The following is a 23829-nucleotide window of genomic DNA, read 5'->3' as shown; positions in this document are numbered from 1 at the left end:
CCAGTCAGGCCGCGTGACCGAAACTGTCACCTGATCGTGCAGCAGACCCTGCCCTTGTGCGTGGGCCAAGATGCGAGTTGACACTTGCCTGAGCCAGCGACCGTCGGCTGATGCCGCCGAAGACGTCGGCGGCGATCGGGTCAGGTGGTGCCGGCTCGTCCTCGAATGACCAATCGTCATCGTCGTCTTCGATGCCCTTCGCCTCTCGGTACGCGCGGGCGGCGGCTTCGATCTCGGCGTCACTGCCACGGCGCAGCTTGGGCTCGAACCACAAACGCTCACCCGGTGAGGTCATGTCGTGTTCCTTCCGGACCAAACAACTTGCGGAGAGCCTGCGGCGAGTATGCCTACCGGGGCCGACAAGTCCGTTCCGGAACGTGCTGTCGCCACCTCTCTCATGCCGGGTCCGCGCTGGGAGCCGTCAGCAATGGCTGACATCGTCACCAATCGCTGACAATGTCAGCGATTGGTGATAGGTCCCAGCCCGACATGTCCCAGAGAGCGGCGACACGCCCGGGCTCAGCTGCGGCGGTCCCCGAACTCCTCGTCCAGGATCGCCACCAGCCGGTCGACCATCCACTCGGTCAGCATCTTGCCCTTCTCGGCGCTGGCGGCCTCGGGGGAGGAGAGCGTGCCGCTTGCCGTCGACATGCGGGTGTCGATCGGCAGGACGTCGTAGTTGACGACGCGTTCGGGGGAGTCGGCTTTGATGTGCTCGGGGCGTACCAGGTGCGGCGCGTGGTGCAGCAGCAGCGACGTTTCGATGACGGCGGCATGCTCCAGAGCCAGCCCCGGGAAGCCGTCGGGCCAGATGGCGTGCTGGCGGTCGGCGGTGAAGTCCGGGTTGGCATCCTCCATCACGAGGATCTTCAGCTCCGGGTGCTTCTCGGAGATCAGGAACGCCGGCTCGTAGATGAAGCCGCTGTTCTCGTAGTGCCAGTTGTACAGCACGATGTTGCGGAAGCCGGCGCGCTTCAGCTCGCTGAGGATGTCCTCGAGCAGCGCAATGTAAGTGGTCGCCCGCAGGGACAGGGTGCCCGGGATATGTTGTCCGCCACCGCTTCCCGGTCGGCTGCGGTAGCCGAACGGCACGAACTGTCCGACGATCAGGTCGGTCCGCTCGCTGGCGGCCTCCAGCAGCTTCTCGGGGATCAGCCAGTCGGTGCAGACCGGTAGGTGGTGGCCGTGCTGCTCCGTGGAACCGATCGGAATGGCGACCGGGATGTCGGCGCGGGCGGCCTCGGCGATCTCCGGCCAGGTCATCTCGCGGTACAGCCGGGTCCGCTTCTGCTCAGTCATGTCGAAACTCCTTGCGGGTCAAACGGTCTGGGAGATGCCGATGTTGCCGGCGGGGATGCAGGTGGAGCGTCCACCATCGACGACGAGGTGCGTGCCCACCGCATAGCTGGCCCGGTCGGACAGGAGGAACACCACGGCCTCGGCGATCTCCTGCGGCTCGCCGAACCGTCCGGCAGCGACGCTGGAGGCAATCTCGGCGATCTCGGCCTCAGGATCGGCACTGCCGGAGAATTCGACCATGAGCAGCGGTGTGCGGGTCGTGCCGGGGCACACCGAGTTCACGCGGATTCCCCACGACACCAATTCCGCTGCGGCACTGCGGGTCATCGCGACGATGGCACCTTTGGTGGCGGTGTAGGCGACGAAGCCGGGCTGGCCCATCAGGGCGAGTTCGGAGCCGGTATTGACGATCGCGCCCGCACCTCGCGGTTGCATGACGCGGGCGGCCTCACGCAACACGTAGAACGATCCGGCGACGTTGATCGCCATCAGGTCGTCGAAATCCTGGTCTGTGGTATCGACAAGTGGTGCGACACGCGAGATTCCGGCGTTGTTGAGCACCGCGTCAATCGGCCCCAGCTCGGCTTCGGCGCGCTCGAACGCCGCGCGGACCGCGGCGGAATCACGCACGTCGACACTCACCGCAAGCGCGCGCCGGCCATGTGACGTCACCTGGCGCACGGCCTCCGACAGGTCATCTTCCGGCCGGGCGAGTACGGCAACGTCGGCGCCCTCCCTGGCCAGTGTCGTGGCCGTGGCCAACCCGATGCCCGAGGAGGCCCCGGTCACCAGAGCGATGCGGTTCGTCATCATGCCCATGAAGCGTCGTCCCTTTCGTCCGTCAGAACTGCTCGGTGGATCGGATCCACTCGATCTGTGACTGCAGGCCCTTTTCCAGCTCCCACGCCGGCACATAGCCGAGGTCGCGGGAGGTGCGGGACAGATCGAACTGCACCTGACGATCCCAGTCGGGCAGGTAGCCGGGGCCGATCTCGAAGCGGGCATCCGGCAGGTACTTCTTCAGTAATTCGGCGGTCTCGAACACCGTCATCCGGTCGCCGCCCGAGACGAAGTAGGCCTGCTGAGTCAGGGTCGCGGTGGTGGAGGCCAGCCGCGCTGCCGTGGCGACGTCCTCGACGTGGACGAACTGGAAGCCGTGGTCACCGCCGGATTCGAGTTTGAAGGTCTCACCACGCAGGCCGGCGCGGATCATGTCTCCGAGCAGGCTGGGCATCCACAGGCCGGGGCCGTACACCTCGGTGATGCGCAGCGACACGACCTCCATGCCGTACAGCGAGTTGTAGGCGCTACCCAGCAGCTCGCCGGCCACCTTGGTCACGCCGTACACCGTGGTGGGTGCGGGTTTGACATCCTCGGTGACGGGCCCCGGCTCGGTGATGTTGCCGAGGGCGCATTCCGAGGAGAAGAACACGATGCGGCGCACGCCCGTCATCCGCGCGGCTTCGTAAACCGCAAGGGTGCCATCGGCATTCGCGGCGAACGTGGTGACCGGCAGTTCGATCGAGAGGGCCGGGTGGCTCTGGCCGGCGGTGTGGATGATGCGGTCCACCTTGTGGGCGCGCAGGGTCTCGGTCAGACGCGGGATGTCGAACAGCTCGCCAAGGACCGCGACTACTCCGGCTCGGGGGTCAACGGAGTAGTCGCGGTTGTACATGATGACCTGCTCGCCGTCGGCCAGCAGTTGGTCCACCAGGTGGCGGCCGACGAAGCCGCGGCCGCCGGTGACGAGTGTGGTCATCGCATCATCCTTTTCCTTGGCGTTTGCCGTGGTGATCACATTGCCGTCGAGCTCAGCGGGCGGCAACGGACGAACAGTCGAGGCTTGTTTCCTGTCCTTGTGCGATTGCACAAGTCACCTTCTCGGGCTTGTGCGGATTCGAGGGCACGCCGCAGGTGTGATCCACGCATCATTGATCCACAGATGTGACCGACTGGGAGTGCGACTGGTGAACACACAAAACATCGATGACGAGCCCGACGTCCTGATCGTGGGAGCCGGCGCTTCCGGTGGCGTAGCCGCCCTCGAACTGGCGCAGCAAGGCCTCAAGGTCGTCTGCCTGGAACAGGGTGGCTGGAATCTTCCCGACGACTTCACTGCCGGCAAGCCCGAATGGGAACTTACCCGGCTGAAGCAGTGGAACGCCAGCCCCAACGTGCGGCAGAACCAGGCCGACTACCCGATCGACAGCAGCGAGAGCCCCGTAGAACCGTTGATGTTCAACGGAGTTGGTGGCAGCACCATCATGTTCTCCGGACACTGGGTACGCCCCATGCCGTCGGATTTCCGGGTCAAGACCCTGGACGGTGTCGCCGAGGACTGGCCGTTCACCTACGAAGACCTGCGGCCGTTCCTCGATGAAGTCACTCACCACATCGGGGCTTCCGGTCTGGAAGGCGATCCGGCCTACCCTGACTCCCATACCTTCCCGCTGCCGCCGCTGCCGATCGGCAAGTACGGCCTGGTCGCCGCCAAGGGCATGGACAAGCTCGGCTGGCACTGGTGGCCCGCGCCCAACGCCATCGCCTCGCGCAAGTACAAGAACCAGGAAGCCTGCCAGCGGTACGGCGCCTGCGAGTCCGGTTGCCCGGTCGGCGCCAAGGCCAGCACCGACATCACGCACTGGCGCGACGCCATCAAGCTCGGCGTGCGCCTGGTCACGGGCGCCCGGGTCAGCCGTCTGACCATGAACAAGAAGGGTCTGGTCACCGGCGCCGAATACATCGACCGCAACGGCACCCTGCAGCACCAGGGCGCACGGGTAACAGTGTTGGCGGCCAACGGAATCGGCACGCCGCGTCTGCTCCTGAACTCGGCGCCCGACGGTCTGGCCAACTCGTCCGGCCTGGTCGGCAAGCGGCTCATGACCCACCCGTACGCCTCGGTGTACGGCGCTTACGACGAGGACATGGAGACCTGGCTCGGACCGGCCGGCCAGGCGCTGCAGTCACTGCAGTTCTACGAGACCGACACCAACCGTGGATTCGTACGCGGCGCGAAGTGGAACCTCATGCCCACCGGCGGTCCGCTGGCCCAGACCCTGTGGGAGCCCGGTGACAACTGGCGGGACAAATTCGGCGCCAATTTCCATCCGCATCTGAAGAAGACGTTCGGCCGGTACACCGAGTGGGGTATCACCACCGAAGACCTGCCCGACGAATCCAACACGGTCACACTGGATCCCAACGTCACCGACTCCGACGGCATCCCCGCCGCCAAGATCCACTACGAGATCGGCGAGAACTGCCAGCGGATGCTCGACTTCAACGTCGCCCGCGCCATGGAAGCCCACGAAGCCGCCGGCGCCGTTGAGGTACACCCGGTTCCGGTCGTCCGGCACAGTGCCTGGCACCTGCTCGGCACCACGAAGATGGGCACCGACCCGGCCACCTCGGTCGTCGACGAATGGTGCCGCACCCACGACGTCCCGAACTTGTTCATCATCGACGGCAGCACCATGGTCACCTCGACCGGCATGAACCCCACCGCCACGATCATGGCCGTTGCCCTGCGCTCCATGCGGCATCTGGCCGAAACCCGTTCCAGTATCCCCACGGCATTCTGAGGAAGACCCATGCTCACTTCCGAACAGCGCCAGGTGTTCGCCACCTTGGCCGAAGCGCTCATCCCAGCCAGCGACACCATGCCTTCGGCCACCACGGCCGAGGTCTCCGGCGCTCTGCTGGACCAGGTCCTGCGATATCGGCATGACCTCGTCGACGATCTCACCGCGGCGCTGGATGCCAGCATCGGAAAGGACCCCGAGGCCGCACTGGACGATCTCGCGGTCGGCCAGCCCGAGCAGTTCGAGGCGCTCACTGTCCTGGCTGCGGGGGCCTACTTCCTCAGTCCCGCAGTCAAATCCGCCATGCCCTACGATGCTGCGCCGCGCGCCGCGCGCGAAGACATGGACACCTACATCGACATGCTCGAGAGCGTTGTCGACCGCGGCTTCGTCATCCGCTGATCCTGCCGTTCTGCACAGAACAATCTGAAACCACCACCACCCCAACGTATAAGGACGTGTCCCATGCCGCATGACAGTGGCTCGAGGGTCGAAACTCTGACAATTCAGCCGGTGCCCGAATCGCAGCGCACCGGAAAAGTGCGTCATCTCTTCTCATTCTGGTTCACGGTCCAGATCATTCCGCTCGCCGTGGTGACCGGCCTGCTCGGACCGACGATCTACAAACTGGACGTCAAATCCACCATCATCGCCGTCATCGTCGGCAGTGCCATCGGCGCGGTGTTCATGGCCCTGCATTCGGTGCAGGGTTCGGGACTCGGTGTCCCGCAGATGATTCAGGCGCGCGCGCAATTCGGCATGTACGGTTCGCTCTTGGTCATTGTGGTGGTGATATTCGCCTATATCGGCTGGATCGTCGCTCTGATGGTGTTGGCGCAGCAGACTCTGTGCGCGGTCTTCACATCGCTGAATCCCACTGCCGCAGTTGCCATCAGCACCCTGCTCACCGTGGTCACCGTGGTGATCGGCTACCAGCTGATCCTCCGGCTGAACCGGGTGATGGTATTGGTCTCCGCTGTGGCCCTGGTGCTCACTTTGGTCTATACGTCCAGTGCCGCACTGCATCACGATCCCGGCAGCGGCGCCGGTGGCTCGTTCAATTGGATCGGTTTCCTGAGCATGGCGTCGGTTGCCGGAATCTGGCAGCTGTCATATGCGCCGTATGTCTCCGATTACTCGCGCTACCTGCCGAAGTCCACCTCGTCGCGCGCTGCGTTCTGGTACACGTACTCTGGTACGTTCTTCGGCGCTGTCGGCGCGATGATCGTCGGTGCGCTCCTGGTTGCCGGCTTGGGCGCTGATGCCTCGCTGGCGAACCTGTCGAGCATCATGCCGGGTCCCATTTTCGTCTTCGTGATGCTGGTGTTCTTCTTCGGCGCCATCGATGCCGGCGTCATCAACATGTACGGATCGTCGCTGTGCACGCTGACCTGCATGCAGGCCTTCAAATTGACATGGTCGCCCAAGTCGTCGGCCCGCAACGTCGTCGCGGCGGTGATCGGGATTGCCGTCTTCGTCGCGGCCATCAGCTTGACCGACAACTTCCTGGCCGAGTACTCCAACTTCATCAGCATCCTGATGTACCTGCTGATCCCGTGGAGCGTCGTCAACCTGATCGACTACTACATGGTGAAGCACGGCGACTACGACCCGGCCTCGTTCAGTGATCCGAAGAGTGGCTATGGCGCGTTCAACGTGCCGGCTGTCCTCAGCTACTTCCTCGGCTTCGTCATCCAAATCCCGTTCATGTCAACGGCGATCTACACGGGACCAGTGGCCAACAGGATCGGTGGCATCGATACCGCGTGGGTCGTCGGCACGGTGGTGAGTTTCTTCATCTACCTCGGCCTGATCAAGCTGTGGCAGAAACGCACTGCTCCTGTACTTCCGGCTCCGGTCGTCGCGGAGGTCACGCCATAATCCGACAACGGCCGGCCAGCGGCCAATCGCGTTCCGTGATGCTCGCCGAGAGATACGGTTGATCGGTGAGCATCACGGTTCGCGAGTTGTTGGACATGCCGCACCTGCAGCTTCGGCTGCATTCGGGCAAGGCAGGTCTGGACCGTCAGGTCACCTGGACGCACACCTCGGACCTGCCCGAGCCATGGCAATGGGTCAGTGGCGGTGAGCTGTTGATGACCAACGGCATGTCGTTCCCCGCCGATGCCGACGGTCAGGAGCACCTGATCGACGAGCTGCACCGGATCGGCGCCAGCGGGCTGGCCATCGGTGAGCAGATGTACTGCCCGAAGCTCACGGGGCGATTCACCCAGGCCAGTGAACGCCTCGGGCTGCCGGTCCTCTGGATCCGTTATCCCATGCCGTTCGTGGCGATTTCACGCGCCATCGCCGAGGCCACGCTCCTCGAACAATCCCAGCGCCTGATGCGCACGGCACGCATCTACGACGCTCTGCGTCGCACCACCGGTGGCGACGTGGCCCGGTCCCGCACCGCCGATGCCCTCACGAAAGAACTGCGGTGTCCGGTGTTCGTCTGTGACCGGGTCACTGCCGAGGCCTACCACCCGGACGGTCCACATCCTCCCGAGGACGTGAAGGCCACCGTCCGAACGGCATCGCAAGGAACCCTGGTCGCCGGCGCCAGGTCGGTCCTGACGCCCAGCGGTGTCGAGGTTCTGGTCGGCGAGGTGCCGACGCACGACAATGCTGTGCTGGCCGTGATCCGTGAAGGCGGTGTGGCGCTCGACGGCGTCCTCATCCAGCACGCGGCGACGGTCGTGGCCCTCGAGCTGTCCCAGACCCACCTGGCCCTCGAGCACACCCGTCGTTCCGGTGCGGAGCTGACAGCCCAACTTATGGACGGCAGCATCGACCGCCGGAGCGGACGTCGGCAGTTGCTGTCCTTGGGACTGGACCCGGCGCATTCGGTGTTCGTCTCGGCCACCTGCTCCGATGAACGACGGCTGCGCGATCTCCATGTTGCGTTGTGGCGCCGGCGAATTCCGCACGTGACGGCCTACCGGTCGGGTGTCGCCCATGCGGTCGTTCCCGGTTCGGACGCCGGGGTCGAGGCGATCGTCGGCTCGCTCGGCCCGAGTGCCCGGGTCGGTGCCAGTCGGATGCTGCAATCGGTGAGCCGCTCTGCGGAATCCGCGCGTGAGGCGACCTGGGCGCTGGGCACCGCACAACGAACCGAGGCACAGCTGGTTCGGTACGGCAGTGCCACATCGTGGTTGGGCGTCGGTGGTGTCGACGACGCCCAGGCCATGGTCGAACGGTGGTTGGGTCCGCTCATCGAGCATGACGCGCAGAACAAGACAGGTCTGGTCGAAACACTGGAGGCATTTCTGACCAACCAACGGTCATGGCAGCGCACCGCCGAGGCCATGAACGTGCACCGGCAGACGGTGCTCTACCGCATCCACAAGGTGGAAGAACTCACCGGAGCGCATCTGACCGACACTGCCGACATCGCGCAGCTGTGGCTGGCCCTGCGATCCCGAGATCTGCTGGGCGGCAACAGCTGATGGCCAAGACGGCAGCGCCGGTGCGGATCGGCATTCTGGGCGCCGCCCGTATCGCGCCGATGGCGCTCATCAAGCCGGCCAAGCACAACAATGAGGTCGTGGTCGCCGCCGTCGCCGCTCGTGACTCCGAGCGGGCGGCCGAGTTCGCCGCCAAGCACGGCATCGACCGGGCATTCGGCAGCTACGACGAACTGATCGCCGATCCCGAGCTGGATGCCGTCTACATCCCGCTGCCGAATGGTCTGCACGGCAGCTGGATCCGGGCCGCGCTCGACGCGGGTAAACACGTGCTGTGCGAGAAACCGTTCACCGCGAATGCCGTTGAGGCCAAGGGCATCGCGCAGCGCGCGGCCACGTCCGACCGCGTGGTGATGGAGGCCTTCCACTACCGCTACCACCCGTTGGCGCTACGAGTCGAGGAGATCATCGCCTCCGGCGAGCTCGGGAAGCTGCAGCACGTCGAGACCGCCATGTGCTTTCCGCTGCCCAAGTTCTCCGACATCCGGTACGACTATGCGCTCGCCGGCGGCGCCACCATGGACGGCGGTTGCTACGCCATCCACATGGCACGCATCTTCGGCGGCGGCACCCCCGAGGTCGTCTCCGCTCGGGCGAAACTCCGTGATTCGCAGGTCGATCGGGCCATGACGGCCGAATTGCGTTATCCGGCAGGACATACCGGCAGAATGCGGTGCAGCATGTGGTCGACCAGCCTGGTAGAGATGAGCGCGAAGGTCATCGGTGAACACGGCGAGCTGCGGGTGTTCAATCCCATACTGCCCCAGTTGTACCACCGGCTCACCGTCCGTACCGCCAACGGCAAACGCGTGGAACGGTTTCCGCGTCGGGCGTCCTACAGCTACCAGCTGGATGCGTTCGCAGGGGCGGTGCTGCGGGGCGCACCGGTCAAGACCACGCCCGCTGACGCGGTCGAGAACATGACCGTCATCGACGCCGTCTACCGGGCCGCGGGGCTGCCCCTGCGGGAGCCTGCGTGAATCCCCTCGCCATCGAGGCGCTCAGTGTCTTCGGCTTGCCACCAGTCGAATTCGTCGATCTCGCAGGGGATCTCGGGTGCCGGTACATCACCGTCTTCCTGCGAAATTTCGCTGTACTGCCGCTGGGCTATCCGCAGTTCTCCCTCAAAGACGACAGCCGGCTCCGGGCCGATCTGCTCGCCGCCATGGACCTCCGCGGTGTGAGCATCTCGTTGGGTGACGGCTTCCTGGTGCTGCCCGATGCTGACATGCGTTCGTTCAGTGGGGATCTCGACCTGATGGCCGAGCTGGGGGTGCCCCGCATCAACGTCGTCAGCCTCGACCCCGATTTCGATCGGACCGTCGACCAGGTGGGGACGTTGGCGGAGCTGGCCGCGCAGCGGCAGATCGAGACCGTCGTCGAACCGGTACCGGGACTGACCATCGCGGACCTGCCGACGGCACTGGCTGTGCTCCAACATGTTTCGAGACCGGACGTCCGCCTTGTGATCGATACCATGCACCTGGTCCGCTCCGGTTCAGGCGCCCACGACCTCGCCACCATCCCTCCCGGACAGATCGGCTATGCCCAACTCTGCGACACGACGGTGGCGCCGCAGACCGACAACTACGCCGAAGAAGCCATGTTCGAACGGATGGTTCCGGGGGAGGGCGAACTGCCCCTGCGGGAAATCCTCGCGGCACTTCCCGCTGACGTCGTCATCGGATTGGAAGTACCCCAACGGTCGTTGGCACTGGCGGGTGTCGGCCCCGCAGAGCGGCTCAGGCCCTGCGTCGAAGCGACGCAGGGCCTGTTACAGCGGTGGATCAGCGGGCCAGCGACTGCTTGAAGCGGCGGACCATCAATGCCACCACCGCACCGATGGCGAGGACGATGACGGACCCGACCACGTTGACCAAGCCGTTCGCGACGTCGAAGGGGAACGTGAAGATGATGCCCAGCAGGACGGCCACCTGAATCACCAGGCCGACGCCGACCACCGCACTCAGCCGGACGTGCAACGCATGCAGTGCGGCGGTCGCGGTGGAAGCCGTCTCGGCGGGCATGAACCTGGCGGCGACGAACTGTGTCATGGGCTTGCCGATCACGCAGCTCGCCAGGAAGACTCCGGCCGCGACGGCACCGACGAGCGTCTGTCCGGCAAGCACCAGTTGAGGATCGGTGGTCACCAACGCGACCGCCAGGGTCAGCCCGAACATCAGCATCAGGTAGCCGGAGTACGGGTCGAGCTGACGTGCTTTGACGAGGCCGTACGCCACCGGGATACCCGCGACGATCGTGGCGGCCAGGAGTGCGAAGTACTCCGAATGCCCGGTGGCACGCAGTCCGTAGAACGCCACCAGCGGCGTACCGACCTCGAGCACCGTCCTGACGATGGCCCGCCGTTTGGCGGCCGCACCAGCGGCATCCGGGCGGTCGACCGGCTCCGGTTCGAGGGTGTCGATGGCGATGGCGGTCATGTCGATGTCCTTCCGGGACGGGGCGGTGGCGTCGCAGTGCTGCGATGCCTACAGCGTCCCGTTCATCTGTTGGCCGGTCTGTCCGGCGACCGGCTGATGTGACGGTGGAATTCGGTGTCCGCCGATTGGGGGAGTGCACCCGAGATACGCGTCAAACGCCCACGTCAACGGTGCAATGCGCGCTAATGTCGTCAAGACGCCATTCCCGTAAGGAGACAGTCATGGGCACTTACCGGACAGTCCTCGTTGGAACCGACGGGTCCGACTCGTCGATGAAAGCTGTCGAGCATGCCGCCAGGTTCGCGGCACAGCAGGGCGCAAAGCTGGTCATCGCGACGGCTCATTTCCATGAGGTCGACAAGGGCAGCTGGGCGCGACCGGCCTCACCGGAAAAGGCAAGTGATCGACGAGCCGAGGACGCTTTGGGACGTGAAGGCGGCTACCGGCTGCACGGCGACGCGCACATTTATGAAATCCTCCACGACGCCAGTGAACTCGCACGTGGTGCCGGCGCACAGGACATCGTGGAGCGGTCGGTGATCGGTGCGCCCGTTGAAGCGCTGACCACATTGGCGCGAGACATCGCCGCCGACCTGATCGTCGTCGGCGATGTCGGACTGGCCTCGACGGCAGGTCGACTGCTGGGCTCGGTACCTGCCGACGTCGCGCGCAAGGCCAAGATCGACATCCTGATCGTGCACACCGTCGACTGAGAAGCTTGCCCGCGGCTGATCACCGATCGGCGGCCAGCGGAATCAGAGACCGGATGCGGTTGTCCCGGAACCAGAGACCACCCCAGATCAGCACGCCCAGGTAGACACCGAAGAGCACTGAGCCGAATACCGGGGCGTGCACGCGCATCTGAGTGGCCACCGTGCCGCCCAGATATCCGGTGAGCAGGATGGCGCCCAGCACCGAGGTTCGCGGGATGACGTGAACAATCGTGCAGATCAACAGGATTACCCCGAGTTGGCGGGCGGTGGCGGTCCCGGGAAAGCCGAGCTGGGCGCCGGCGTCGGTGACGACCGCCGGAGCGACCAGTTTCATGCTCGCGTCCACCAGCAGGAACCCGATCGCCAGGCCGCTCATCACTCGTCCGATCCAGACCGGGTTCCGTCGGGTGCGGATCGCCGTATCGCTCGTCATGTCGCTCCCAGATGCTCTGTCGCACACCGGATGTGTGCCGATTGGCATGGAGCGTAGGCGGTTGATCAGCGACCTGTTTTGTACAGAAACGACAGCTGCGCGGTACCCCGCTGTACCTGTACGGGCGTCTGCCCGACGAGGATGCGCAGAGACCGGGTGAGGTGCGCTTGGTCGAAGTAACCACATTCGTGCACGGCGTCGAGGATCGAGATCCCGCCGCGCAGCAGATCGGTGGCCAGCCTGGCTTGCTCGATACGTCGAAACATGCCGGGCGTCAGGCCGGTGGCCCGGCGAAAATGCCGTTGCACTGATTTCTGGCTCAAGGGCTGGTGCCTGTTGGCTAGAACCGCGGCCACGGTGGCATCATGCCTGATGAACCCGGTGCGGACGAGCCGGTGCACGAAGGCTTCGGCGTTTTCGGCATGGATATCAGACCACCGGATGTCACCGAGTACGAACGAGCCATCCTCGGCCACAGGCAGATTGACATTGTGGAAGTCCATCAGCGCGGCGGCGGGGAGCGTTGGCATGTGCACACCCGGACGGAAACGAACAGCGAACCATTCACCACCGGGCGGACAATCGACGACGGTGGCGCGTGTCTCCGGTCCGCGTACGGTCACCATCCTCACGTCGGGCAGATGGCTGACGACCAGCTCCAGCCGCCCCTCGGCAATGGACACGAACGGTCCACCGCCGGTGCTGCGCGAACTCCAGACCTGCTCCACGTACGGCGAGTCTGACGGTCTGCCTGCGAACGAGATAACCATGCTCACCACCAGTCGGCCTTTTCAGCAGGATAGTGGACGGCGCGTCCGGTCACGGCTTTGGCAAACCCAGGGTTACGGGGCGGCCAACGTGGGAACCTGATGGGTATGTCCACGCACGACTTTGCGACCTACGAGGAATTCGGCCGCAAATTCTTCGAGGTCGCGGTCACCGAAGACCGCGTTGCCGACGGCTTCGGTTCCATGGCCGGCGATACCTTCGAGCTGGGGCCGTTTCCCGCCGGCCCGGCGGGGATCGCCCGGGTCACTGCGCGGGTCAGCATCGAACAACCCGTGGTGACGCGTAGAGCGGGCGACATGATCGCATTCGACGTCCGCATACCCCTCGACATCGACCTACTCATCGACCTGCGCGTCGACCGCTCCCGGTTCATGGTGACCGGCGAGATCGCGTTGATCGCCACCGCGCGCGCAGCGGAGCCGCTGCTACTGATCATCGATATCCCCAAGCCTGAGCGCAAAGACATCACGGTCAATGTGACGTCCCAGACGCTGCGCGGCGAACTCCTGCGCATCGTGGCGGACGTCGACTCCGAGATCAAGCGCGTGATCGCCAAGCAGGTGGGCCGGCGCATCGATGCACCCGAGGCTCAGAAGGCCAAGGTCGTCGACATCGGCAAGCGGATCGCCAGCGCGTGGACCGGTGTCTGACGGTGCAGTATCGCGACCCCGGACCGATTGTCTTCGATGCTGTCATCGAACGCCCGGATGGTCCCGGGGCATATGTGACCTTTCCCTTCAACACGATTGACCTTTTCGGTGTGCGTACGCGGGTGCCCGTCAAGGTCCGGTTCGACGACATCGTGGACTACACCGGGTCATTGGCGCCGTACGGCGGTAAGCATCGGCTGGGCGTCCTCAAGGACATCATGAAGACTCTAGGAAAGTCGCACGGTCACAGCGTCCATGTGGCATTGGTTCTCGATACTGACCGCGCCGACGTCGGCTAATGTGGCGCCATGACGGTGTATGCCATTGCGCAGCTTCGGTTTACGGACCGGTCGGCCTACGACAGGTATCAGAACCGGTTCATGGGAGTGTTCGCGAAATACTCCGGAACCATCCTTGCCGCAGATGAGGCGCCGCAGGTGATCGAGGGGGACTGGGACCGCCAGAAGGTGGTACTGATGTCGTTCCCCACTGAGCAGCAGTTCGAAGAATGGGCGAATTCCCCTGAATATCAGGAAATCTCGGTGGATCGGCGGGCCGGATCCGATGCTGTGGTGTTGCTGGTCAAGGGCATCGGAGCGCCCTGATGACGTCACTGCGCGCGCGGGAATGGCTCGAGTCAGGTAGCCACTTCGAGTGGACCCCCGCGGAGCCGGATAGTTCCGCGCTCAACATCTTCCATGCCGAATTCGGCGACCCGGACGCGCCACTTCTCCTGATGGTTCACGGATTTCCCACCAGCAGCATCGACTGGCAGGACGTGGCGGGACCGCTGAGCGCCAGCCACCGCGTCTGTGTCCTGGATCTGCCCGGCTTCGGATTCTCGGACAAGCCGACAGGCCAGCGTTACACCCTGCAGCGCGACAGCGAATTGCTCGGCTACTACCTCGTCGACGTCCTCGGCGCACACCACGGTGACGTCGTGGCCCACGACCGCGGCGACAGCGTCGCCCTGTCCTTCGCGCACCGATGCAGCACCGGACAGACACCGTTCGAAGTGACCAATCTTGTTCTCAGCAACGGCAACATCTTCCTGCCGCTGTCGAACCTGACCGAGTTCCAGCGACTCGTCCTCGATCCGCAGACGGCTCCCGCGACGGTCGCCGCCATCACGCCTCAGATTCTCGCCGCCGGCTTGGGGCAGACCACGTTCACGCCGCGCCGCGGGTTGGACGATCCGACCGTCGCTGCACTGGCCGACACCTTCGCGGTGAACGACGGCCTGGCCGTCATCCACGACACCATCCAGTATCTGGTCGAACGCGCTGAGCACGAACAGCAATGGCTCGAGGCACTCGCCGCGATGACGGTCAAAACGACTGTGGTGTGGGGCCTTTACGATGTAGTGTCGCCGCTACGGGTCGCGTCCCACGTGTGGGACAGCTACCTTTCGACCAAGCCGGGCGACAACGAGTTCTGGCTGCTGCCGCGAGCCAATCATTACCTGCAGAACGATCAGCCGAGGGAGTTCGTCCAGGTCCTGCGAGCCGCGTTGTTGAACGCGTCGCCGGCAACACCGGGTCCGCTGAGTGACGAGCCTGGCGCGCCGGTGTTCCTCGATCGATCACGGTCACAGCTGCCGACCGCGCAGGAGACGCTCGTCAGGACGAGTTGATGAACTTCGGCTGGGAGTCACTGGCAGCGGGTATTTGGCGGGTCCGGTTGCCGTTTCTCGACGTGACCGTTGGTGTGATTGCGGGGGACGCGGGCGTGCTCATGGTGGATGCCGGTACGACGTTGGCCGAGGCGCGCGCCATCGATGCGGACGTGCACGCCCTCGTCGGTCAACCAGTTGGACAGATTGTCTTGACTCACCATCATTTCGACCATGTACTCGGCATTGCCCACTTCACTGATGCGCAGATTCATTGCGCGCCGGAGGTGGCCGAAATTCTCGTCGCCGGGAGAGATCATCTCCGTGACGACGCGATCGGGTATGGCGCCGACCCAGAGGAGATAGACCGGACGCTTCGTGCCCTGCGTCCGTCAATCAACGAGACCCGGGGCATGACAGTGCATCTCGGCAGCCGAACAGCAACGGTCATGCACCCCGGACCCGGACACACCGACCATGACCTCATCGTCGTCGTTCCCGGCCCACGGACTGTGGTGTTCTGTGGCGACCTCGTCGAGGAATCCGGCGACCCTGCGATCGACGAGCACTCGGATGTCACGGCATGGCCGGAAACCTTGGATGCGGTGCTCGCCGCCGGCGGGCCGGACGCAGTTCTGGTGCCCGGTCACGGGGCAGTCGTGGATGCCGATTTCGTTCGGCGACAACAACAATGGCTGCGCGCGCAGGCAAGCCGATGAGGGCGGTGCTCAGCGTTCGCTGAACGACAGTTCGTCCTCGTCGGACTTCTGCGCAGGCTGGGGCCACTGGGCGGGAACCGGCCTCTGGCGCACGATCTGCGGCCACCAGAACCACTTGCCCAGCAGTGCGGCGATCGACGGTGTCATGAACGATCGCACCACCAACGTGTCGAACAGCAGACCCAGACCGATGGTCGTACCGATCTGCCCGAGGCCCACGAGCGGGCTGAAGATGAACGCCGCCATCGTTGCGGAGAACACCAGACCGGCTGCTGTGACGACGCTGCCGGTGCCACCCATCGACCGGATGATGCCCGTGTTGAGGCCGGCATGCATCTCCTCTTTGAACCGGGACACCAGCAGCAGGTTGTAGTCGGCGCCGACGGCCAACAGCAGGATGATCGCGAGCGGCACCACGACCCAGTACAGATGGATGCCGAAGATGTACTGCCACACCAGGACCGACAATCCGATCGAGGCGCCCAGGGACAGCACGACGGTACCGACGATGACGGCCGCGGCCACGATGCTGCGGGTCACGATCACCATGATCAGCAGGATGAGCGCGACTGCCGCCAGCGCGGAGATCAACAGGTCGTACTTGGTGCCCTCTTGGATGTCCTTGTTGGTGGAGCCGATACCGGCGATGTAGATCTTGGCGTCTGACATGGGTGTCGCCTTGAGGGCGTCGAACACCGCGTCCTTGATCGCGTTGATGTGCGGGATGGCCTCGGGGTTGGCGGGATTGCCCTGGTGCGTCACGATCATTCGCGCCGCCTTGCCGTCTGGCGACAGGAACAGCTTGAGCCCGCGTTTGAAGTCGGCGTTGTCGAAGGCCTCGGGCGGCAGGTAGAACGTGTCGTCGTTCTTGGCGTCGTCGAACGCCTTGCCCATGGCAGTGGCGTTCTTCAGGGCCTCATCGCTCTGGGCGTTGGTGCCACCGGTGGTCGCGTAATTCGACAGTGTCAGTTCGCGATTGCGCTCCTGGATCGCGATCTGCGGCGGGATCAGCGCCACCAGCTGCGGCTGCAGGGCGTCCAACTTGTCGAGGCTGGCGGTGATGTTGCCGAACTTGTCGGAGAGATCGGCGATGCCGTCGAGCGAGTCGAACACGGACCGCAATGCCGCGCACATGGGGATGTCGAAGCAGTGCGGTTCCCAGTAGAAGTAGTTGCGCAACGGGCGGAACTGGTCGTCGAAATCGGCGAGTTTGTTCCGCAGGTCGTTGACCGTTGTGACGGTGTCGTGGAATGCCTCGACCTGGTCGTGGGTCGCCTCGGCGCTCTGCTTCTGCAACGACAGCTGTTGCTTGAGGACGCTGATGGTGTTGTCGATCTCGTTGGCCTGCTTGAGCAGGTCGTTGGCGCGGTCCTTCTGGTAGCCCAGGTTCATGATCTGGCTGGCACTCGAGGCGCTGATCTGGAACGGGATGGAGCTGTGCGTGATCGGCGTCCCCAGCGGGCGCGTAATCGACTGCACCAGAGCGATTCCCGGTGTGTGGAGCACGGCCTTGGCGGCGCGCTCGAGGATCAGCATGTCCGCCGGATTCCGCATGTCGTGATCGGCTTCGATCATCACCAGCTCGGGGTTGATGCGCGCCTCTGTGAAGTGCCGTTCGGCGGCTTCCATGCCGACGACACCGGGTGCGCTGGCCGGGATGTACGGGCGGCTGTCGTAGCTCACCTCGAACCCGGGCAGCGCGAACACACCGATGAGCGCGATCGCGCCGGTCACCACCAGGATGGGCCCCGGCCAGCGCACGATGGCGGTGCCGATGCGGCGCCAGCCGCGTGCCCGTTGGGCGACCTTGGGTTCGAGCAGGCCGAATCGGGTCGCGATCAACAACACCGCCGGCCCCAGCGTCAGCGCAGCGGCCAACGTCACGAGGACACCGAGCGCGGCGGGGATGCCGAGCGTCTGGAAGTAGGGGAGCCGGGTGAACTGCATGCAGGCAACGGCGCCGGCGATGGTCAGTCCGGAGCCCACCATCACGTGCACCGTGCCATGCCACATGTCGTGGTAGGCCGAGATCCGGTCCATGCCCTTGCCGCGTGCCTCCTGGTAGCGGCCGACGACGAAGATCGCGTAGTCGGTGCCTGCCGCGATGGCGAGGAGGGTCAAGAGGTTCGTCGCGTACGTGGACAGACCGATGACGCCGGCGTGCGCGAGGACCGCCACGACGCCGCGGGCCGCCGCGAGTTCGATGGCGACGGTCAGCAGGACGATGACCATCGACACCAGTGAGCGGTAGACGAAGAGCAGCATGATGCCGATGACCAGGAAGGTGACACCGGTGACCTCGTTGGTGCCGGCGCTACCGACTTCGAAGTTGTCGGTCACCAGCGGCGAAGCACCGGTGATGTACGCCCGGATACCGGGCGGCGGCGGATCGTCGGCGACGATCTTGCGAACGGCGTCGACGGAGATGTTCGACATCGCCTCGCCCTGATTACCGCGCAGATACAGCTGGGTCAGAGCTGCCTTGCCGTCCTTGCTCTGGGAGCCGCCGGCGGTGAGCGGGTCACCCCAGAAGTCCTGCACATGCTCGACGTGCTCTTTGTCGGCCTGGAGGCGCTTGACCAAGCCGTCGTAGTAGTTGTGGGCTTCCGGACCGAGCGGCGTGTCGCCCTCGATCACGAGCATTGCCGCACTGTCGGAATCGAATTCGTGGAAGACCTCGCCGATGTGCCGCATCGCGAGAATGCCCGGCGCATCGGGTGCGTTCTGCCCGACCGAACGCTCCCAGCCGACCACTTCGAGCTGCGGCGAGATGGTGTTGGAAACGCCGGCGATGGCGATCCAGATCAGCAGGATCGGCAGTGCGAACTTGCGGATGAGCCGTGCCGGCAGGGCACCCTCGACGGCGGCGTCGCTGCGATGCTCGCTCATGCCGTCTTGTCCAAGCAGGCGATGTAACCGTTCACGTGGTTCGTGGACCTTTCGTCCTTGACGATGCCGTTGACGGTGATGCGACAGCCGATGGTGCTGCCATCACCCTGCGCTCGGAGATCGGCGTACATCGTCGGATCGTCGGTGGTCAGGGCCTGCGACCACGGCAGGGTGACGTTTTCGACGCGCTGCGGCTGTGCGTTGATGTCCAGGAAATTGATCGTGGCCGTGGATCCCGGTGAACCGAACACCTCGAACAACACCCGTTTCGGGTTGTAGCCGGTGTTCTCCAGGGCCTCTGAACCGGGCCGTGAGATCTCGTTGTCGGAACCGAAGATGCCCCGCAACCGGTCGACACTGAACGCGACCAAGGCGATCACCACGACCACCACGATGGCGATCCACTGCCGGCGCGCCAACTTGCTCACCGAAAACTTGCTCAAGTCAAAGCCTTTCGACGCCCCCGTCGACGAACAGCCGAAGCAATATCGTCGATTCGTCCCGTGAAAGAGAACGGTACGGTACCGTACGCGCGATCGCAACCGAGTTGACATGTAGGCAAAACCTTGCGCTCAATGTCGCGGCCAAGTGCAACGTCGTGGTGTAACTCTGGTATTCCATCTGCGTGAGGCCGGAAGGGGAGTGGTGATGTCTGACCGCTTGGGCGATACCGCCGGCTGCCCGTGGAGTGAACGCGAGGCCGAACTCCTGGCGATCACGTTGGAACTACTGCGCGAGCACGGATATGACCGTCTGAGCGTTGAAGCGGTGGCAACCAAGGCCAAGGCCAGTAAGGCGACGATGTACCGTCGCTGGCCGTCGAAGGCGGACCTCGTGCTGGCCGCCTTCATCGAAGGCACGCGCAATTCCGCGGTCCCGCCCAACACGGGATCACTGCGCGGAGATCTCTTGGAGATCGGTCGGTCCGTCTGCGCGCAGGCCCATGAACACACCCCGACCATGCGGGCCGTGCTCAACGAGATGTCCCACAGTCCGGGCCTGCAGGCGGTGATGCAGGAGAAGTTCGTTCTTCAGCGCAAGTTGGTGATCGACGGCGTCCTCGCCGCGGCCGTCGAGCGTGGCGAGATCGACTCCGCGGCCATCAACGAAGAGATTTTCGATCTACTCCCCGGATACCTGGTGTTCCGGGCGTTGGTATCCGATCGGCCACCGACCGAGGACACCGTACGAATCCTGGTCGACGATGTCTTGCTGCCCAGCCTCAAAGGCGTCCGGAAACAGTAAGGGCTACTGCTGTTTCCGGACGGCGCGAGCTCCGAGATCGGGCTGTTTGACTGCCTGCCCCGGCCGGCGTTGCAGCTGTTCGACGATCTGACCCAGCTGGCGGCTCTCGACACCGCGGTCCAGGTAGGGCCGGGCGGCTCGGAGAATCGTCGCCCAGATCGGCGAGCGCGGCGGAATCGGAATGTAGTGCCCGCCAATGATGATGCCCCCGCCGCCGCCTCGGTCGACACCGCCGACCGTCTTGCCGACCAGATCCTTCAAGATGTCGGCAACATCGAGGCCCTCGAGCGACACCCCGTCGTTCGCGGCGAACGTATACGCCTCGACGCCGGCTTGGAAGCCTTGTCCCGGCTCCTGGGGATTCCCGCCCATCGCGTACACCAGTCCGTCGGGTCCCGTGGCCGCGGCCAGGTCGGACCGTGCCGTAAGGAGCGGGGCCCGGGTCGACCAGCCTGCGGCGGGCGTGGCGGGGTCATAGCTGTAGACCTCATGTCGTGATTCGTTGTTGCCAAGGCTGCTGCCGCCGATCGCATAGATCAGCCCGTTGGGTCCGACCGCTGCCCCCAGCCAGTTGACCGTCTTCGGAAGGGAAGGGGCGGTACTCCACGAGTCCGTTGCGGGATCGTAGGTTTCGACGATCGAGAAGAGGTTGGGAGAGTGGAATCCGGCGATCGCGTAGATCAGCCCATCGGGGCCCAGAACCGTCGCCAAACCCTGACGTCCGGTCGGCATCGGTGCTCTGGTGGTCCACGAATCGGAAACGGGATCGTATGCCTCGACGGTGCTGTACGCGTTGGACCCGAGGCCGCCGATGGCGTAGACGAGCCCGTCCGGAGCGGTCGCCGCATCCAGCCAGTACCGGGCAGTCGGCATGGGTGCCGCTTGCGACCAGGAGTTCGTGGCCGGCTCGTAGACCTCGTGCGTGGCCAAGACTCCAACGTCCTTCTGGTGACCGCCGACCACATGGATACGACCGGATGTCACCGCGGCGCCCATGCCGAAGCGCGCCGTCGGCATGGGCGCCGCGGTCGTCCACATGTTTGCCTCGGGGTCGAAGACTTCTACGGTGGCGAGATCCTTGAAGCCGGTCCACCCGCCGATCGCATAGATCCGCGATCCGGTTTCCGGCGCCGGTGCGTCGGTGGTCACGGCCGCGAGGCCCGTCTTCTCCTCCGACAGCGGGGGTTTGGTTTGCCATGGCATGTCGCGTATCTCCCCTCGGACCCGACTTGTTCGCAGTGTCAGCCCTCAGCGCTGCACGTCAATCAAAGCTCGGCAGTGCGTTGGATGCTGACGTTTCGACAATCCGGGTCTGGGCTTGTCGACCTGCTCCAACGGCTCCGTCGCCCTACCATCGGCTCATGGAGGACGGGCGCGCGCCGATCAACGCCGACAGGACGCCGCGCTACAAGATTGCCGGCGCGATCCTTGCCTTGACCGCGGCAATCGCGCTGACGCTGATCTGGTTCCAATTCCGCGGCTCCTTCCGGACTTCGACCGAGCTGTACGTCCTGGCGAGCCGCGCCGGGCTGTCGCTGGACCCGGGTTCGAAGGTCACCTACAACGGCGTGCCGATCGGCCGATTGCGGGCAGCCGACGCGGTCACCGGTGAGGACCGGAGTCCGCAAGCCCGACTGGCGCTCGACATCGACCCGAAATACTTGAACACGTTGCCGCGCAACGTCGATGTGCGGTTGCAAGCCACCACCGCCTTCGGCAACAAGTACGTCGCCTTCACCTCACCGACAGCTCCGTCACCGCAGCGGCTGCGGGCTGGTGACCAGATCAACGCCGTCGGCGTCACCACTGAATTCAACACATTGTTCGAGACCATCACCGCGCTCTCCGAGCAGATCGACCCGGTCAAGGTGAACACGACGCTGACCGCCGCGGCGCAGGCGCTCGACGGCCTCGGTGACAAATTCGGGCGGTCCCTGGTCCAGGCCGACGACATCCTGGCCGACTTCATCGCGCGGATGTCCACCTTTCGACATGACACGGTGGCCATCGCCGACCTCGCGGACGCGTACACCAACGCCTCGCCGGACCTCTGGAACGGCCTGCAGAGCACGGTTGCCGCGGCGCGTACGGTCAACAGTCAGCGGGAGAACCTGGACCGGGCGTTGATGGCCTCGGTCGGATACGGAGACACCGCCGCGGACAGCTTCGAGCGCGGCGGTCCGTACCTCGTTCGAGGCGCACAGGATCTCCAGGCGACGGCTCGGCTGTTGAACGAGTACAGCCCCGAATTCGATTGCACGTTAAGGGGTGTCGTGAGAGCCGCGCCAGCCCTGGCCAAGGCGATCGGAGGCAACGGATACTCGCTGGAAGGGCCCGGCACGTTGGTCGGCGCCGCGAATCCGTATGTGTATCCAGACAATCTGCCGCGGATCAACGCTTCGGGTGGTCCGATGGGCCGGCCCGGATGCTGGCAGGTGACCAAGGACATCCTGCCGATGCCGTACATGGTCATGGATATCGGCGCCTCGATCGCGCCCTACAACCACATCGGACTCAACTCGCCGTTGGTCGTCGACTACGTCTGGGGCCGCCAGATAGGGGAGCGCACGATCAATCCCTAGGAATCGTCGACGATTGCGATGACCCGCCCAGGCTCAGACGGGTCATCGCTCGCTGTCAGCGACGCCGACCCGGCATACCGATCCACGGCATCATGGGTTGGTTTGCGGGCGGCGCGACAGTGCCCGGCCGGGCCTTGATCGACGTGCTGCCGTTCGTCGAACAGATGGTTTTTGCGAAGGTGTCCTGGCAGGTCGGACGTGCGTTGGCGACGGGGGCCGAAATACCTGCCGCCACAGCCAAACTCGCCATCAGTAACGCTGCCTTGCATCGACCCGGCATGTGTCCATTCCCCTCAGTCTGGATGTGTGCGGTACGCACTGACATGTGCTCGCTCATCAGGGGCAGGCCGATACAACAATGGTGGTGGCGTCGTCGCCGAATGGCGTGCCAGCCGCTGCCGCGCGGTTGTACGCGTCGTCACGGGCGGCTTCGATGGTGACGCCGGCGCCACCACTGACGACGTGGGTGATGCCATCGCCCACAGAAACGATGCAGAGGCGATCATTGGTCACCTCGTCACTGGTGCATTCGACGCCGCCGGCGGCGTTGCATGCCGCGATGACTGCCGCCGAAGCCTCCTCGTTGGTGTCACCGGTTGCGGTGAAACCAACCAGGGCGCCTTGGAATTCACCCGTGCCGACCGCCACCGAAACGTCGTCCGCGTCTTCCGTGACGCCGGGCGGACCCCCTGCCCAAGCCGTAGCCGCTGCGCCGCCTGCCAAGACAACGCCTGCAGCCACGATCGCCGAAACCAAACGGCTGTTCGCCATACCGATCCTCCCAATCGTGTAATTCAGCGGCAGTCTATCTATTGTTCGCCAAAAATTAACGGAATCTTGAATATTTGTACGGGCTCGGCGCCGGTGAGTGTCGCCGGGTCTGCGGGCGCCCGGTCGCTCGCTGGCTGATCGAAATATATTGTCCGGCCGCGGCATTCGTCCACGGTGCGCTGCACCAGGTCGCATACACGGGGCGGCGGACCGGCCAGCTGTCTATGAATTCACTTAACGTTCCGTTCACCTACTGTACATCTCCCATATACTCCAAATTAACGGCAGTGCAAAATCTACGGCGGCGCAGGGGAGCCCGACCGGCAGAGGGGGAGCGAGATGCGGACTTCATTGCGACATCCGAGGACCATCGGTTTGGCCGCGTTCATGGGTGCGATGGCATTCGGGGGCGCGCCTCTGGCCGCGTCGGACCCGACGCCGGGCAGTCAAACGGCCGACATCATCCTTCAGGAATTGAGCTCCGACGGATACACCGTATCGATCAACTGGGTCAGCGGCCTCAGCTCGTTGCCGCTGAACCGCTGTCAGGTGAGCGCGATCCACAATCCGAACCGCGGAGTGCCGGTGGCGAGTCCCCGATTCTGAGTCCACCCGGAATTAGAGTCGGGTTTGTT

Annotated in this window: 26 protein-coding genes; 15 read left to right on the top strand and 11 right to left on the bottom strand. The window is 64.6% G+C overall.

All coding sequences use genetic code 11. The features are described 5' to 3' along the window. Positions 1–4: 4 nt before the first annotated feature. The 4 genes from EB75_RS22215 to EB75_RS22200 all read right to left on the bottom strand — a co-directional run bounded on the left by EB75_RS22215 (position 5) and on the right by EB75_RS22200 (position 3058). On the bottom strand, positions 5–295 hold the full coding sequence (locus tag EB75_RS22215) for a hypothetical protein (protein ID WP_073697429.1): 291 nt from the start codon (positions 293–295) through the stop codon (positions 5–7). Between the two features lie 224 nt (positions 296–519). Beyond that, complete coding sequence (locus EB75_RS22210; protein ID WP_073697428.1) at positions 520–1299, bottom strand: creatininase; 780 nt, start codon at positions 1297–1299, stop codon at positions 520–522. A gap of 18 nt (positions 1300–1317) precedes the next feature. Further along, positions 1318–2118 carry an SDR family NAD(P)-dependent oxidoreductase gene (locus EB75_RS22205; protein WP_286150292.1) on the bottom strand — a complete coding sequence of 267 codons (801 nt, stop codon included), beginning with the start codon at positions 2116–2118 and terminating at the stop codon, positions 1318–1320. A 22-nt stretch (positions 2119–2140) separates the two neighbouring features. After that, positions 2141–3058: an NAD-dependent epimerase/dehydratase family protein gene (locus EB75_RS22200; protein ID WP_073697435.1), complete on the bottom strand. Its 918-nt coding sequence runs from the start codon at positions 3056–3058 to the stop codon at positions 2141–2143. A 199-nt stretch (positions 3059–3257) separates the two neighbouring features. Between EB75_RS22200 and EB75_RS22195 the strand changes: the two genes are divergently transcribed. The 6 genes from EB75_RS22195 to EB75_RS22170 all read left to right on the top strand — a co-directional run bounded on the left by EB75_RS22195 (position 3258) and on the right by EB75_RS22170 (position 10160). Then, on the top strand, positions 3258–4883 hold the full coding sequence (locus tag EB75_RS22195) for a GMC family oxidoreductase (RefSeq protein WP_073697427.1): 1626 nt from the start codon (positions 3258–3260) through the stop codon (positions 4881–4883). A gap of 9 nt (positions 4884–4892) precedes the next feature. Further along, positions 4893–5285 (top strand): hypothetical protein, encoded by a 393-nt coding sequence (locus EB75_RS22190; protein ID WP_073697426.1) that lies wholly within the window; start codon positions 4893–4895, stop codon positions 5283–5285. A 111-nt stretch (positions 5286–5396) separates the two neighbouring features. After that, the gene (locus EB75_RS22185) at positions 5397–6764 is read left to right on the top strand and encodes a purine-cytosine permease family protein (RefSeq protein ID WP_286150291.1); all 1368 of its coding nucleotides are present in this window, start codon (positions 5397–5399) and stop codon (positions 6762–6764) included. Positions 6765–6829: 65 nt separating this feature from the next. Then, entirely contained in the window at positions 6830–8332 is a 1503-nt protein-coding gene (locus EB75_RS22180; RefSeq protein ID WP_286150290.1) for a PucR family transcriptional regulator, read from the top strand. Then, positions 8332–9330, top strand: coding sequence for a Gfo/Idh/MocA family protein (locus tag EB75_RS22175; RefSeq protein ID WP_073697424.1), 999 nt, complete (start codon positions 8332–8334; stop codon positions 9328–9330). Before EB75_RS22180 ends, EB75_RS22175 begins: the two co-directional genes overlap by 1 nt. Beyond that, a complete protein-coding gene (locus EB75_RS22170) occupies positions 9327–10160 on the top strand; it encodes a sugar phosphate isomerase/epimerase family protein (RefSeq protein WP_073697423.1) in 834 nt (277 codons plus the stop codon). The genes EB75_RS22175 and EB75_RS22170 overlap by 4 nt, the downstream gene beginning before the upstream one ends. Here the strand turns inward: EB75_RS22170 and EB75_RS22165 are convergent. After that, positions 10138–10791, bottom strand: a complete 654-nt coding sequence (locus EB75_RS22165) for a VC0807 family protein (protein ID WP_073697422.1) — start codon at positions 10789–10791, stop codon at positions 10138–10140. The two genes, EB75_RS22170 and EB75_RS22165, sit on opposite strands and share 23 nt — an antisense overlap. Positions 10792–11012: 221 nt before the next feature. Here EB75_RS22165 and EB75_RS22160 point away from each other — a divergent pair, with 221 nt between their 5' ends. Next, positions 11013–11504, top strand: a complete 492-nt coding sequence (locus EB75_RS22160; protein ID WP_073697421.1) for a universal stress protein — start codon at positions 11013–11015, stop codon at positions 11502–11504. 19 nt (positions 11505–11523) lie between these two features. Here the strand turns inward: EB75_RS22160 and EB75_RS22155 are convergent, their stop codons facing one another. Both EB75_RS22155 and EB75_RS22150 read right to left on the bottom strand, forming a co-directional pair. After that, positions 11524–11937 (bottom strand): DoxX family protein, encoded by a 414-nt coding sequence (locus EB75_RS22155; RefSeq protein WP_073697420.1) that lies wholly within the window; start codon positions 11935–11937, stop codon positions 11524–11526. Between the two features lie 65 nt (positions 11938–12002). Then, positions 12003–12665 (bottom strand): helix-turn-helix transcriptional regulator, encoded by a 663-nt coding sequence (locus EB75_RS22150; RefSeq protein WP_168176097.1) that lies wholly within the window; start codon positions 12663–12665, stop codon positions 12003–12005. 147 nt (positions 12666–12812) lie between these two features. Between EB75_RS22150 and EB75_RS22145 the strand changes: the two genes are divergently transcribed. From EB75_RS22145 to EB75_RS22125, 5 genes are read left to right on the top strand one after another with little or no spacing between them, the layout of a single operon-like run. Beyond that, positions 12813–13376 carry a hypothetical protein gene (locus EB75_RS22145; protein ID WP_073697419.1) on the top strand — a complete coding sequence of 188 codons (564 nt, stop codon included), beginning with the start codon at positions 12813–12815 and terminating at the stop codon, positions 13374–13376. Positions 13377–13378: 2 nt separating this feature from the next. Further along, complete coding sequence (locus EB75_RS22140; RefSeq protein WP_073697432.1) at positions 13379–13675, top strand: DUF1905 domain-containing protein; 297 nt, start codon at positions 13379–13381, stop codon at positions 13673–13675. 9 nt (positions 13676–13684) lie between these two features. Next, on the top strand, positions 13685–13981 hold the full coding sequence (locus EB75_RS22135) for a DUF1330 domain-containing protein (RefSeq protein WP_073697418.1): 297 nt from the start codon (positions 13685–13687) through the stop codon (positions 13979–13981). Beyond that, positions 13981–15009 carry an alpha/beta fold hydrolase gene (locus tag EB75_RS22130; protein WP_073697417.1) on the top strand — a complete coding sequence of 343 codons (1029 nt, stop codon included), beginning with the start codon at positions 13981–13983 and terminating at the stop codon, positions 15007–15009. Before EB75_RS22135 ends, EB75_RS22130 begins: the two co-directional genes overlap by 1 nt. Continuing rightward, positions 15009–15707: an MBL fold metallo-hydrolase gene (locus EB75_RS22125; RefSeq protein WP_073697416.1), complete on the top strand. Its 699-nt coding sequence runs from the start codon at positions 15009–15011 to the stop codon at positions 15705–15707. The genes EB75_RS22130 and EB75_RS22125 overlap by 1 nt, the downstream gene beginning before the upstream one ends. Positions 15708–15716: 9 nt before the next feature. Here the strand turns inward: EB75_RS22125 and EB75_RS22120 are convergent, their stop codons facing one another. Beyond that, positions 15717–18596 (bottom strand): MMPL/RND family transporter, encoded by a 2880-nt coding sequence (locus EB75_RS22120; protein ID WP_073697415.1) that lies wholly within the window; start codon positions 18594–18596, stop codon positions 15717–15719. Next, positions 18593–19024, bottom strand: a complete 432-nt coding sequence (locus EB75_RS22115; protein ID WP_226522158.1) for an MmpS family transport accessory protein — start codon at positions 19022–19024, stop codon at positions 18593–18595. The genes EB75_RS22120 and EB75_RS22115 overlap by 4 nt, the downstream gene beginning before the upstream one ends. Positions 19025–19244: 220 nt before the next feature. Between EB75_RS22115 and EB75_RS22110 the strand changes: the two genes are divergently transcribed. Next, positions 19245–19841 (top strand): TetR/AcrR family transcriptional regulator, encoded by a 597-nt coding sequence (locus EB75_RS22110; protein ID WP_073697431.1) that lies wholly within the window; start codon positions 19245–19247, stop codon positions 19839–19841. 3 nt (positions 19842–19844) lie between these two features. Here the strand turns inward: EB75_RS22110 and EB75_RS22105 are convergent, their stop codons facing one another. Next, a complete protein-coding gene (locus EB75_RS22105; RefSeq protein WP_073697413.1) occupies positions 19845–21044 on the bottom strand; it encodes a Kelch repeat-containing protein in 1200 nt (399 codons plus the stop codon). 158 nt (positions 21045–21202) lie between these two features. Here EB75_RS22105 and EB75_RS22100 point away from each other — a divergent pair, with 158 nt between their 5' ends. Then, positions 21203–22423 (top strand): MCE family protein, encoded by a 1221-nt coding sequence (locus EB75_RS22100; RefSeq protein ID WP_073697412.1) that lies wholly within the window; start codon positions 21203–21205, stop codon positions 22421–22423. 336 nt (positions 22424–22759) lie between these two features. Here EB75_RS22100 and EB75_RS22090 read toward each other — a convergent pair whose 3' ends face one another. Continuing rightward, complete coding sequence (locus EB75_RS22090) at positions 22760–23194, bottom strand: hypothetical protein (protein ID WP_073697411.1); 435 nt, start codon at positions 23192–23194, stop codon at positions 22760–22762. Positions 23195–23533: 339 nt separating this feature from the next. Between EB75_RS22090 and EB75_RS29415 the strand changes: the two genes are divergently transcribed. After that, positions 23534–23800, top strand: coding sequence for a hypothetical protein (locus EB75_RS29415; protein ID WP_073697410.1), 267 nt, complete (start codon positions 23534–23536; stop codon positions 23798–23800). The last annotated feature ends 29 nt before the right edge of the window (positions 23801–23829 follow it).

It is taken from the genome of Mycobacterium sp. ST-F2, from assembly GCF_001905655.1.
Classification (GTDB): Bacteria; Actinomycetota; Actinomycetes; order Mycobacteriales; family Mycobacteriaceae; genus Mycobacterium.
This window is presented reverse-complemented; position numbering and strand designations above follow the sequence as displayed.